Source organism: Aquabacterium parvum, assembly GCF_001447195.1.
In the GTDB taxonomy this organism is placed as follows: Bacteria; Pseudomonadota; Gammaproteobacteria; order Burkholderiales; family Burkholderiaceae_C; genus Aquabacterium; species Aquabacterium parvum.
Window position 1 is genome coordinate 37,233 of sequence record NZ_LFRI01000084.1, and the last position, 11,640, is coordinate 48,872.

11 protein-coding genes are annotated in these 11,640 nt (G+C 64.7%); 1 reads left to right on the forward strand and 10 read right to left on the reverse strand.

Features of this window, described 5'->3' with window-relative positions; all coding sequences use genetic code 11:
• The first annotated feature begins 10 nt into the window (after positions 1–10).
• Positions 11–1,456 (forward strand): replicative DNA helicase, encoded by a 1,446-nt coding sequence (gene dnaB, locus ABG80_RS02285; protein ID WP_058086162.1) that lies wholly within the window; start codon positions 11–13, stop codon positions 1,454–1,456.
• Between the two features lie 74 nt (positions 1,457–1,530).
• Here the strand turns inward: dnaB and ABG80_RS02290 are convergent, their stop codons facing one another.
• The 10 genes from ABG80_RS02290 to rseP all read right to left on the reverse strand — a co-directional run bounded on the left by ABG80_RS02290 (position 1,531) and on the right by rseP (position 11,607).
• The gene (locus ABG80_RS02290) at positions 1,531–2,226 is read right to left on the reverse strand and encodes a Bax inhibitor-1/YccA family protein (RefSeq protein ID WP_058086163.1); all 696 of its coding nucleotides are present in this window, start codon (positions 2,224–2,226) and stop codon (positions 1,531–1,533) included.
• 135 nt (positions 2,227–2,361) lie between these two features.
• On the reverse strand, positions 2,362–3,192 hold the full coding sequence (locus ABG80_RS02295; protein ID WP_058086164.1) for a TrmH family RNA methyltransferase: 831 nt from the start codon (positions 3,190–3,192) through the stop codon (positions 2,362–2,364).
• A 6-nt stretch (positions 3,193–3,198) separates the two neighbouring features.
• Entirely contained in the window at positions 3,199–3,897 is a 699-nt protein-coding gene (gene rnhB, locus ABG80_RS02300) for a ribonuclease HII (protein ID WP_058086165.1), read from the reverse strand.
• Positions 3,866–4,990, reverse strand: coding sequence for a lipid-A-disaccharide synthase (gene lpxB, locus ABG80_RS02305; protein WP_058086166.1), 1,125 nt, complete (start codon positions 4,988–4,990; stop codon positions 3,866–3,868). The genes rnhB and lpxB overlap by 32 nt, the downstream gene beginning before the upstream one ends.
• A 39-nt stretch (positions 4,991–5,029) precedes the next feature.
• Entirely contained in the window at positions 5,030–5,830 is an 801-nt protein-coding gene (gene lpxA / locus ABG80_RS02310) for an acyl-ACP--UDP-N-acetylglucosamine O-acyltransferase (RefSeq protein WP_058086167.1), read from the reverse strand.
• A gap of 4 nt (positions 5,831–5,834) precedes the next feature.
• Positions 5,835–6,275 carry a 3-hydroxyacyl-ACP dehydratase FabZ gene (fabZ, locus tag ABG80_RS02315; protein WP_058086168.1) on the reverse strand — a complete coding sequence of 147 codons (441 nt, stop codon included), beginning with the start codon at positions 6,273–6,275 and terminating at the stop codon, positions 5,835–5,837.
• A complete protein-coding gene (gene lpxD / locus ABG80_RS02320) occupies positions 6,272–7,324 on the reverse strand; it encodes a UDP-3-O-(3-hydroxymyristoyl)glucosamine N-acyltransferase (protein ID WP_058086261.1) in 1,053 nt (350 codons plus the stop codon). Before lpxD ends, fabZ begins: the two co-directional genes overlap by 4 nt.
• A gap of 41 nt (positions 7,325–7,365) precedes the next feature.
• Complete coding sequence (locus tag ABG80_RS02325; protein ID WP_058086169.1) at positions 7,366–7,875, reverse strand: OmpH family outer membrane protein; 510 nt, start codon at positions 7,873–7,875, stop codon at positions 7,366–7,368.
• A gap of 2 nt (positions 7,876–7,877) precedes the next feature.
• Positions 7,878–10,166, reverse strand: coding sequence for an outer membrane protein assembly factor BamA (gene bamA / locus ABG80_RS02330; RefSeq protein WP_058086262.1), 2,289 nt, complete (start codon positions 10,164–10,166; stop codon positions 7,878–7,880).
• A gap of 22 nt (positions 10,167–10,188) precedes the next feature.
• Positions 10,189–11,607: an RIP metalloprotease RseP gene (gene rseP / locus ABG80_RS02335; RefSeq protein WP_058086170.1), complete on the reverse strand. Its 1,419-nt coding sequence runs from the start codon at positions 11,605–11,607 to the stop codon at positions 10,189–10,191.
• Positions 11,608–11,640: the final 33 nt, after the last annotated feature.

The window sequence follows — 11,640 nt, forward strand, 5'->3', positions numbered from 1 at the left end:
GATTGAACACATGGCTGCAGTCTTCCCCAACGCATCAACTTCCACGCCCACGGGCCTCAGCGTGGGCGCCTCCGGCGGCAGCGACGAGATCGCCCGCCTGCGCGTGCCCCCCCATTCCATCGAGGCAGAGCAAAGCGTGCTGGGCGGCCTGCTGCTGGACAACAGCGCCTGGGACCGCGCCGCCGACCTGCTGCACGAGGGCGACTTCTACCGCCATGAGCACCAGCTCATCTTCGTGGCCATCCAGCAACTGGTGTCGGCCTCCAAGCCCGCCGACGTCATCACCGTTTTCGAGCAACTGCAAATGCAGGGCAAGGCTGCGGACGTGGGTGGACTGGTCTACCTCAACAACCTGGCGCAGTCGGTGCCCAGCGCGGCCAACATGCGCCGCTACGCCGAGATCGTGCGCGAACGCGCCGTGCTGCGCAAACTGGTGACAGCCTCTGACGAGATCGCCACCAACGCATTCAACCCGCAGGGCAAGTCGGTCTCGGACATCCTGGACGAGGCCGAAGCCCGCATCATGAAGATCGGCGAAGAGGGCAGCCGCAACAAGCAGGGCTTCTTCGCCATGGACGGCCTGGTCGTCGACCTGCTCGACCGCGTGCAGGAGCTGGCCGACAACGGCGCCGAAGACGTCACCGGCGTACGCACGGGCTTCATCGAGATGGACAAGATGACGGCCGGCCTGCAAAAAGGCGACCTCATCATCCTGGCCGCGCGCCCTTCCATGGGCAAAACCGCTTTTGCACTCAACATCGGCGAGAACGTGGCCGTCAACGAGGGCCTGCCGGTGGCGGTGTTCTCGATGGAAATGGGTGCCTCCCAGCTGGCGCTGCGGATGGTCGGCTCCATCGGCCGCATCAACCAGCAGAACCTGCGCACAGGCCGCCTGACCGACGACGAATGGAGCCGCCTGAGCGAGACGGTCGAGAAGCTGCGCCACGCGCACGTCTTCATCGACGAGACACCGGGCCTCTCGCCCAACGAGTTGCGCGCACGAGCACGTCGCCTGGCCCGCCAGTTCGGCGGCACGCTGGGCCTGATCATCATCGACTACCTGCAGCTGATGAGTGGCTCGGGCGGCAACGAAGAAAACCGCGCCACCGTGATCGGCGAAATCTCGCGGGGCCTCAAGGCCCTGGCGAAAGAGCTGCAGTGCCCGGTGATCGCGCTGTCGCAGCTCAACCGCTCGGTTGAGACGCGGCCCGACAAGCGCCCCATGATGTCCGACCTTCGCGAATCGGGCGCCATCGAGCAGGACGCCGACGTGATCATGTTCATCTACCGCGACGAGTACTACAACAAGGAATCGAAGATCCCCGGCACGGCCGAGATCATCATTGGCAAGCAGCGTAACGGCCCGGTGGGCAGCCTGCACCTGGCCTTCCTGAAATCGAACACGCGCTTCGAGAACCTGGCGCCCGGCACCTACATCGGCGGCGACGAGTACTGATCTGCGCCTCGCAAAGCCAACGGCCCCGGAGCTCGCGCTCACGGGGCCGCTTTCATTCGAAGGCCTGTCAGCGATCAGTCGTCGCTGCCACCCAGCGCCATCAGCAGCTGCAACAGGGACGTGAACACGTTGTAGACATCCAGGTACAGCGCCAGCGTGGCGGTGACGTAGTTGGTCTCGCCGCCATCGATGATGCGCTTGATGTCATAAAGAATGAAAGCCGAGAAGATCAGCACGGCCATGGCCGAGATCGCGAGCATCAGCGCCGGCATCTGCAGCCAGATGTTGGCAACCGCGGCCACGATCAGCACCAGGGCACCGACGAAGAGCCACTTGCCCATGCTCGACAGGTCTCGCTTGACCACGCTCGACAAGGTGGCCATGGCGCCGAAGATCAGCGCGGTGCCACCAAAGGCCATGCCGATGAGCTGAGCGCCGTTGCCCAGGCCCAGCGCAAAGCTCAGCAGCCGGGACATCATCAAGCCCATGAAGAAGGTGAAACCCAGCAGGAGCAGCACGCCCACGCCGGAGTTCTTGAACTTCTCGATGGCGAAGAAGAAACCGAAGGAAATCGCCATGAAGGCGATGAAGGTCACGAGCGGGCCACCGAGGCTGAAGCCGCCCATGGCGACGCCCATCCAGGCGCCCAGCACCGTGGGCAGCAAGGACAGCGCCAGCAAGGCGTAGGTGTTGCGCAGCACGCGCTGACGCTGGGCCGAGCCAACAGCGCCGCCGTAGACGACGTCAATGGGCTTGATCGAACGATCCATGTGTTTCTCCAAAGTGATGTGAGCGGCGAGACCGAGCCCGCGCCGATGCGCCGATGTTATGTCATCTGCAGGGCGCGCCCAAGTCTCCACGCGCGGGCCACCCTCATCGCAGGGTGATCCGGGGCAGACTCAGGCTCAGGCCACGCGGCGGCGCAGCGACTCGTACAAGCAGATGGCGGTGGCTGCCGCCACATTCAAGGACTCCTCGCCACCAGGCTGAGGAATCCGAACGGACAACGTGCATCGCGCCATCAGTTCGCCGCTGACCCCCTGCCCTTCATGGCCCATGACCCATGCGCATGGCTCGGGCAACTTCACGCTGTGCAGCTCGTTTTCGGTGTGCGAACTGGTGGCCACCAAGGGCACCCCCAGGCCGGCGAGGTCTTCGGCAGACAGTTGCTCGACGAGGTTCAACCCAAAGTGCGCCCCCATGCCGGCACGCAGCACCTTGGGCGACCACAGACCTGCCGTGCCCTTGAGGGCCAGCACCTGCCCAACGCCCAGGGCCGCCGCGCTGCGCAAGATGCTGCCGACGTTGCCAGCGTCCTGCAGGCGGTCCAGCACCACCGTGGCCACGCCCGATTGCACGGCACCCGTCAGCACATGTTCCCCCACGAGCGGCATGAGAAAGCCGATTCGCGCAGGCGACTCCAGGCCCGTGAACACCTTCCAGAGCGCCTCGGGCACGACCACCACGCGAGCGGCCTGGCGGGCCAGCCGGGTGGCCAGGTCGGCACGCTCATCGCTGCCCTGCCCTTGACCATGCTCGCCGACCCAGGCGGTGTCAGCCACCACGGCCAGGGGCGCGCGCAGGCCACGCGCCAGCGCCGCGCGGCAAAGATGATCGCCTTCCAGCCAGACCTCGGCCTGCTTGCGGTAGGCCAGTGGCTCCTGGGACAGCCGGCGCAGTCGCGCAATGAGCGCGTTCTCGCGCGAAGTGATGAGCTGAACGGAAGAGTCGGTCATGTGTTGTCAGCGGCGCAGCGGGCTGCCCACCACCAGGGTCGGGTCCGGCACCAGGCCCAGCACCACCTTCACGGGCCCGAAGCTGCGCCGGTGATGGGGTGTCGCGCCATGCTCGCGCAGGGCCGCCAAGTGATCGGCAGTGGGGTAGCCCTTGTGGCCATCAAAGCCGTATTGGGGGTGCGCCTGATGCAGCTCGTCGCAGATGCGGTCGCGATGCACCTTCGCCAGGATCGAGGCCGCCGAGATGGCCTGCACCTTGGCATCGCCCTTGACGATGGCCTGGGCAGGCACCTGCAGCGGCGGCACCCGGTTGCCATCGACCTGCACCAGGGAAGGCTTCAGGCGCAGGCCTTCGACGGCGCGGCGCATGGCCAGCATGGTCGCGTGGAGGATGTTGAGTTCGTCGATCTCTTCGACCGAGGCCAGGGCAATGCTGCAGCACAGTGCCTTGGCCCGGATTTCGTCGAACAGGGCCTCTCGCTGGCGAGCTGTGAGCTTTTTGGAATCGGCCAGGCCTGCGATGGGGTTGAGTTCGTCGAGGATGACGGCTGCCGCCACCACCGGACCCGCCAAGGGGCCACGCCCCGCCTCGTCCACACCCGCCAGCAAACCGGTGGGCTCTAGCGGGCACAGCAGGTCCAGTTGCTGGTCAGCGTGCAAGGGGGCAACCGCCTCAACGCGCTTCGAGGACTTTCGCGATCGCATCGGTGGCGGCCTGGCCGGTGTTGCGGCGCAGGGTGTGATGGAGTTCAAGGAAGCGCTGTTGCACCGAGGCGCTGCGCGAGGGGTCATCCAGCCAGGCGAGCACGTCCTTGGCCAGTTGCACCGGTTTGGCATCGTCCTGCAAGCGCTCGGGCACGACGAAATCTCGCTCGAGGATGTTGGGCAGGCCCACCCAAGGCAGGTAGCCCATGCGCTTCATGATCTGCCAACTCATGGGGCTGAGCTGGTAGGCAATCACCATGGGGCGCTTGAACAACGCGGCCTCCAGCGTGGCCGTGCCACTGGCTATGAGGGTGACGTCGCAGGCGGCCAGGGCTTCGTGCGATTGGCCATCAAGCAAGGTCAGCGGTGCATCAGGCGCGTGTTCGCGCACCATGGGCTCCACCAACGAGCGCAAGCCAGGCACGACGGGCAACACAAAGCGCAGATCAGGGCGCTGCCTGGCCAGCAGGGCCACGGTCTGCAAGAAGCACGGCGCGATGTGCTGGATCTCGCCACGGCGGCTGCCTGGCAGCACCGCCACCAGCGGCGTGGACTCGGCGATGCCCAGCGCCGCACGCGCGGCCGCACGCGGCACCTCCAGCGGGATCGTGTCGGCCAGCGGGTGCCCCACGAAGCTCGCGTTGATGCCCGCGTCCTGGTAGATCTTCGGCTCGAAGGGAAACAGGCAGAGCATGTGGTCCACCGAGCGGTGGATCTTCTTGATGCGCCCGCCACGCCAAGCCCAGATCGAAGGGCTGACAAAGTGCACGGTCTTGACGCCCTGCTCTTTGAGGCGGGCTTCCAGGCCGAGGTTGAAGTCGGGGGCATCGACGCCGATGAACACGTCGGGTCGATCAGCCAGCAGGCGATCACCCAGGCGGCGGCGGATGGTCCAGATCTCGCGGAAGCGCCGCAGCACCTCCATGTTGAAGCCGTGAACCGCCAGCTTTTCGTGCGGCCACCAGGCCTCGAAGCCCTGAGCAGCCATCTTGGGGCCGCCGATGCCTTGCGAGCTCAGACCCGGCCAGCGCGACTTCATGCCACGCAGCAGCAGCCCGGCCAGCAGGTCACCGGAGGTTTCACCGGCGACCATGCCGATGCGGGGATCGGGCCGACTCACCTGGAGGCCCCCTCAGCGCACAATGCCGCGTTGGGCGTCGGCCAGGAAGGCCAGCATCTTGTCGATGTCGCCTTGCACACCTTCGGCCAAGGCCTCGGGCGCGGACTTGAGCGCCGTGATCTCTTGCACCGAAGCGGCGAGCGTCAGGCCCTTGCGATACAGCAGCTTGTACATGGCCTTGAGGTTGGCCAGGCGCTCGGGCGAGTAGCCACGGCGACGGGGGCCTTCCTGGTGCACGTTCTGCGCTTCGGCCGGGTTGCCAGCAGCCACCACGAAAGGCGGCAGGTCTTGCGACAGGCGAGTCTGGAAACCCAGCATGGCGAAGTCGCCGATGCGCACAAACTGGTGGATGCCGCTGATGCCGCCGATCAGCGTGAAGTTGCCCACCGTGACGTGACCGGCGAACTGCACCGAGTTGGCGATCACGTTGTGGTCACCGATGACGCAGTCGTGGGCCACGTGCACGTAGGCCATGATCCAGTTGTCGTGGCCGACCTGGGTCACGCCCTTGTCCTGCACCGTGCCGGTGTTGAACGTGGTGAACTCGCGGATGGTGTTGCGGTCACCGATGATCAGCTGCGTGGGCTCGCCCTTGTACTTCTTGTCCTGCGGATCGGCACCCAGCGAGGCGAACTGGTAGACCTTGTTGTCACGGCCGATGGTGGTCACACCTTCGATCACGCAGTGCGCGCCGATGCTCGTGCCTTCACCGATGCGCACGTTCGGGCCGATGGTCGTGAAAGCGCCCACGCTGACCGAGTCGGCCAACTCAGCCTTCGCGTCAACGATGGCGGTGGGGTGGATGTTCGCCATGGGCTCAGGCCACCTTGCGCACGGTGCACATCAGCTCGGCCTCGACGGCAAGCTCTTCGCCCACCATGGCACGGGCCTTGAACTTGTAGATGCCACCCTTGTTGCGATCCATGAAGACGTCAAGGAAGAGCTGGTCACCCGGCTCGACCGGGCGCTTGAAGCGCGCACCATCGATGCCCACGAAGTAGTACACCGAGTTTTCATCGGCGGCGTTGCCCATGGTCTCGAAGGCCAGCAGCGCAGCGGCCTGAGCCAGCGCCTCAAGCATCATCACGCCGGGCATGACCGGGCGGCCCGGGAAGTGCCCCTGGAAGAACGGCTCGTTGATGGTGACGTTCTTGAGTGCGCGGATGCGCACGTTCTTTTCAACCTCCAGCACCCTGTCCACCATGAGGAAGGGGTAGCGGTGGGGGAGCTTGTTGAGGATCTTGTGGATGTCCATCAGCTTTTCACTTCTTTTTCAAGGGCGCGGATGCGGTCACGCAGGGCGTGCAGCTGTCGCAGGGTCGCGGCGTTCTTTTCCCAGGACGCGTTGTCATCGAACGGGAAGACGCCGCTGTACTGCCCGGGCTTGAGGATGGAGCGCGAGATCAACGTGCCCGAAGAAACATGCACGTGGTCCGCCAACGTCAGGTGACCCAGGATCATGCCTGCGCCCCCGACGGTGCAATGTTTGCCGATGCGCGCGCTGCCGGCCACGCCAACGCAGCCCGCCATGGCCGAGTGCTCGCCGATGTGCACGTTGTGCGCGATCTGAACCAGGTTGTCGAGCTTGACGCCGTCTTCGATGACGGTGTCGTCCAGCGCGCCGCGGTCAACGCAGGTGTTGGCGCCCAGCTCGACGTCGTTGCCGATGCGCACGGCACCAAGCTGCTCGATCTTTTCCCAGCGGCCCTGGTGCGGCGCGAAACCGAAGCCGTCGGCCCCGATGACCACGCCGCTGTGGAAGATGCAACGCTCGCCGATCACGCAGTCGAAGCCGATGGTGACGTGCGGGGCCAGGCGAGTGCCTGCACCGATGCGAGCGCGCTCACCCACCGAGGTGTGCGAACCGATGACCACGCCATCGCCGACGACGGCTCCCGCCTCGACCACCACCAGAGGGCCGATGTGCACGCCCTGCCCGATCACCGCTTCAGGAGAGACCACGGCGCTGTGGTGGATCGCCGCAGTCGGACGGGGTCGCACACGTGCCGCCCACCAACGGGTGACAGCAGCGAAGAAGCGATAGGGGTCAGCGGTGACGATGGCCGAGCGCAGCTTGGCTGCATCGCCCAACACAGCCGGGCTGATGATCACGCAAACAGCCTGCGTGTCGGCCAGCTGGCTGCGGTACTTCGGGTTGGAGAGGAACGACAGCGTGCCAGGCTCTTGGGTGTCCAGCGGACCGATGCGACGAATCACCGTGTCAGCGTCACCTTGGATTTCGGCCTCGAAACCACCCAGGGCTTCGTCTGCAAGCGCCTTGACCAGCTCGCCGAGCGTGGTGCTCAGCGTCGTGGCGGTGGCGGCTTGGGCGTTCGCATGCGACGCGTTCACTTGCCCGACCCGGCGTTCATCGCCTTGATGACCTTGTCGGTGATGTCGACACGGGGGCCGGCGAACACCGCTTCCTGGACGATCAGGTCGTACTTGTCCTGATCGAAAATCAACTTGACCACTCGATTGGCTTTTTCAAGCACAGACGCCAGCTCTTCGTTCTTGCGCTGGTTGAGGTCTTCCTGGAACTCGCGTCGCTTGCGTTGCAGCTCGCGATCCTGGTCCACCAACTCCCGCTGGCGGCGCACCCGCTCGGACTCACCCAGCGAGGCGGTCTCCCTGTCAAAGCGATCTGACGCGGCCTTCAGGCGTGACTCGCTGTCCAGCAGCTCTTTTTCACGCTTGGTGAACTCGCCTTCGAGCTTGGCCTGGGCAGCCTTGGCCATGGCGGCGTCACGCAGGACGCGGTCGAGGTTCACGAAGCCGATCTTGAGCTCCTGAGCCGAGACCGCGGCCGCGCAGCTCAGCGCAGCGATGGCCACCAAGGTCTTGAAGGTCGAAGTCATGGTCAGAAAGCCGTGCCGATCTGGAACTGGAGTTGCTGGATTTTATCTTGGCTGAAGGAGCGAATGGGCTTGCCGTAGCTCAGCTTGAGCGGCCCCACCGGCGAAATCCAGCTGATGCCCACGCCTGCAGAGGCACGCAAGTTGTCAAGCTTCATTTTGTCGTCCTCCCCCCAGACGTTGCCCGCGTCCATGAAGCCGAACAGGCGCAGCGTGCGGTCGTTGCCGGCCCCCGGGAAAGGGACATAGAGCTCGGCGTTGAGGTTCACGCGCTTGTTGCCACCGATGTAGGCGCCTTCGATGTCGATCGGCCCCAGGGAGCTTTGCTCGAAGCCGCGCACCGAGCCCAGGCCGCCACCGAAGAAGTTCTTGAACACAGGGTAAGGCTTGCCTTGCAGGCCCACGCCATAGCCCACCTCGGCACGCAGGCCCAAGGTGAAGCGGTTGCTCAAGGGGATGTACTGCTGGCCTTCGAGGTCGGTGCGCAGGTAGCGGGTGTCGCCCAGGAGACCGCTTTCGAAGTTCACGCGCTGGTAGCGCCCCGTCGTCGGGACGATGACGCTGTCGCGGGCATCACGGGCCCAACCCACGGTCAGCGGCACAGAGGTCACACGGTCACCGAAGGTGTCGCGAAACAGACGGTAGCTCACCGGCAGACCGAGGTCGCCCTTGATGGCTGTTTGCTCCACACCCAGGCCGAAAAAGACGGTGTCGAACTCGGTGAAGGGCACGCCGAAACGCACCGCACCACCGATGGTTTCGATCTTGTAGTCACCGCCCTGGCTGTTGAGCGGGCGCGAGTTGCGCAGGAAAACGTCGTAAGAGCGAGAAACACCGTCGTCCGTGAAGTACGGATCGACCGTGCTCAGCACGATCGCGCGGTTGTACTTGCTGGTATTGAGCTCGATGCCCAGGTAGTTGCCGGAGCCGAAAACGTTGTCCTGCTTGATCGACGCAGACAGCGTCAACTTTTCTGCCGTCGAGAAGCCGGCACCCAGCATCAGGTTGCCGGTGGGCTTTTCCTCCACCGCGACGGTCAGGTCAACCTGGTCAACCGTGCCCGGCACTTCAACGGTTTCGACGTTGACGTTCTTGAAGTAACCCAGGCGGTCGACACGGTCACGCGAGAGTTTGATTTTCTGGCCGTCGTACCAGGCCGATTCGAACTGGCGGAACTCGCGGCGCACGACCTCGTCGCGGGTGCGGGAGTTGCCCGCCACGTTGACGCGACGCACGTAGATGCGACGCTGCGGCTGGGCCACGAGGTTGATGACGGCCTGTCCTTTCTCGCGGTCAAGTTCAGGACGCACGTCAACGCGAGCAAAGGCGTAGCCGTACTGCGCAAAGCGGTCCGTGAAGGCTTTGACCGTCGAGGCGACCTGATCCGCCTTGTATGCCTCTCCGGCATCAATGGTCACCAGTTTGCGGAAGGTGGCCTCTTTGCCAAGGTAGTCGCCGTCGAGCTTGACGGCCGTGACGGTGTAAGCCGGGCCCTCGTTGACATTGATCACGAGCTCGATGTCCTGCTTGTCCGGCGAGATCGCGACCTGAGCAGACTCGATTCGGAACTCCAGGTAACCCCGGTTGAGGTAGTAGGACTTCAGGGTTTCAAGGTCGGCGTTGAACTTGGCGCGCGAGTACTGGTCGGACTTGGTGTACCAGGTCAACCAACCACCGGTGGTCAGGTCCATTTGCGACAACAAGGTGCTTTCGCTGAAAGCCTGGTTGCCCGTGATGCGGATGGCCTTGATCTTGGTGATCTCGCCTTCCGTGACGGTGAAGGTCACGTTGACGCGGTTGCGCTCGGTCGGTGTGATCGTGGTGACGATCTCGGCGGCGTACAAGCTGCGAGTGAGGTACTGCCGCTTGAGTTCCTGCTCGGCCCGATCGGCCAGGGCGCGGTCAAAAGGCTGGCCTTCCGAGATGCCGACGTCCTTGAGCGCCTTCAGCAGCGCTTCCTTGTCGAACTCCTTGGTGCCAACGAACTCAACGCGGGCGATCGCGGGGCGCTCTTCAACGATGACCACCACCACCTTGCCATCGATCTCGATGCGCACGTCCTTGAACAGACCCGTGGCGAAAAGCGAGCGCAGACCGGCAGAGCCCTTGTCATCGGTGTAGGTGTCGCCCACGCGGAACGGCAGCGATGCGAAGACGGTGCCAGCGTCGGCACGCTGCAAGCCCTCCACGCGGATGTCCTTGAGGACAAAAGGCTCGACGGCCCAAGCCGACTGGAACAGGGAGGACGCCAGCAAGGCGGCAAGCAGGGTCGGCTTGAGGCGGACAGCGGTCATGGAGATGGGCATGCGTTGAAGATCAGTTCGCGCCGAGCAGTCGCGCGAAGTCGTTGTACAGGGCCAGGGACATCATCAGGAGCATGACGGCGACGCCACCTCGCTGGAGCCTCTCGAGCCAACGCTCGGAAACCGGGCGGCCCGTGATGCCTTCGAAAAGATAATACATGAGGTGCCCACCATCGAGGACTGGCAGAGGCAGCAGGTTCAACACCCCCAGGCTCACGCTGACGAGGGCCAGGAAACCCACGTAGTAGACCCAACCCAGCTCGGCAGAACGCCCAGCGTAGTCGGCAATCGTGATGGGACCACTGAGGTTCTTGATGGAGGCCTCGCCGATCAGCATCTTGCCCAGCATTTCCAGGCTGAGGCTCGCCACATCCCATGTCTTGGACAGCGCTCGGGTCAGGCCGTCCACAGGGCCGTGCTGAACCGTCACGGTGGCGGCGGCTGAACCCAGCGCCGCTTCGATGCGCGGCAGGCGTTGCCCTTGCACGTCCTTCATCACAGGCTGCACCAGGACATCCAGCGAGCGCCCTTGACGTTCGATGTGAAAGGTCAGCGGCTGCGGCTGACCGTCGACGGCGCTCTGGCGGATCGCCTGACGCAATTGGCCTGCATCCTGAATGGGGCTGCCGTTGAGGCTGAGGACGCGGTCCCCCTCCTTGAGCCCGCCGCGCTCCGCCGGGCCATTGGGCACCAGTTGGGCCACGAGTGGCTCGGCGTAGGGGCCACTCAGGCCCAGCTTCTCAAGCAAGCTCCCATCGACATCGGCAGCCGGGATGCGGCCCACAGCCAGGCTCAGCTCGCGCTCACCCGAGGGAGATCCTTGTTCCGATGTTCGGCTGACCACACGCAGGCGAACATCACTGCCCTGAACCGCTGCGCGGGTGAACCACCATTGCAGATCGGTCATCGAGCGCACGGCAACCCACTCACCAACGGCTTGCGCCGAGTCACCCGAGGCATCTTTCGAGGCGCCCTGGATCTGCACCGCAACGACCTCGTCACGCGAACGCAGGCCTGCCTCGGCGGCCAAGCTGCCCACGCGGGGCTCGGCCAGCCAGGGCCGAATCTCCTCGACCCCAGCCCAGTTCACGCACGCGTACAACAAAACGGCCAAGACCAGGTTGGCCAGGGGGCCCGCAGCAACGATGAACGCGCGCTGATGCAGCGGTTTCTGATTGAACGCGCGGTGCCGCTCACTGGATTCAACCCGACCCTCGCGCTCGTCCAGCATCTTCACATAGCCACCCAAAGGCAATGCAGAGACCACGAACTCGGTTTCGCCCCGCGTGCGAGACCACAGCACACGGCCAAAGCCCACGGAGAACCGCAGCACCTTGACGTCGCACGCCACCGCAGCACGGTAGTGCCCCCACTCGTGGATGACAACGAGCACCCCGATGGTGACCAGGAAGGCCAGAACGGTCATGAGCATGATGCACCTCCGGAGCGGGTCGAAATCGACACG

Bases quoted from the DNA above. Each gene is read 5' to 3' on its own strand.
- dnaB (WP_058086162.1), top strand. From the start codon at position 11: ATGGCTGCAGTCTTCCCCAACGCATCAACTTCCACGCCCACGGGCCTC.
- ABG80_RS02290 (WP_058086163.1), bottom strand. From the start codon at position 2,226: ATGGATCGTTCGATCAAGCCCATTGACGTCGTCTACGGCGGCGCTGTT.
- ABG80_RS02295 (WP_058086164.1), bottom strand. From the start codon at position 3,192: ATGACCGACTCTTCCGTTCAGCTCATCACTTCGCGCGAGAACGCGCTC.
- rnhB (WP_058086165.1), bottom strand. From the start codon at position 3,897: ATGCGATCGCGAAAGTCCTCGAAGCGCGTTGAGGCGGTTGCCCCCTTG.
- lpxB (WP_058086166.1), bottom strand. From the start codon at position 4,990: ATGGTCGCCGGTGAAACCTCCGGTGACCTGCTGGCCGGGCTGCTGCTG.
- lpxA (WP_058086167.1), bottom strand. From the start codon at position 5,830: ATGGCGAACATCCACCCCACCGCCATCGTTGACGCGAAGGCTGAGTTG.
- ABG80_RS02325 (WP_058086169.1), bottom strand. From the start codon at position 7,875: ATGACTTCGACCTTCAAGACCTTGGTGGCCATCGCTGCGCTGAGCTGC.
- bamA (WP_058086262.1), bottom strand. From the start codon at position 10,166: ATGACCGCTGTCCGCCTCAAGCCGACCCTGCTTGCCGCCTTGCTGGCG.
- rseP (WP_058086170.1), bottom strand. From the start codon at position 11,607: ATGCTCATGACCGTTCTGGCCTTCCTGGTCACCATCGGGGTGCTCGTT.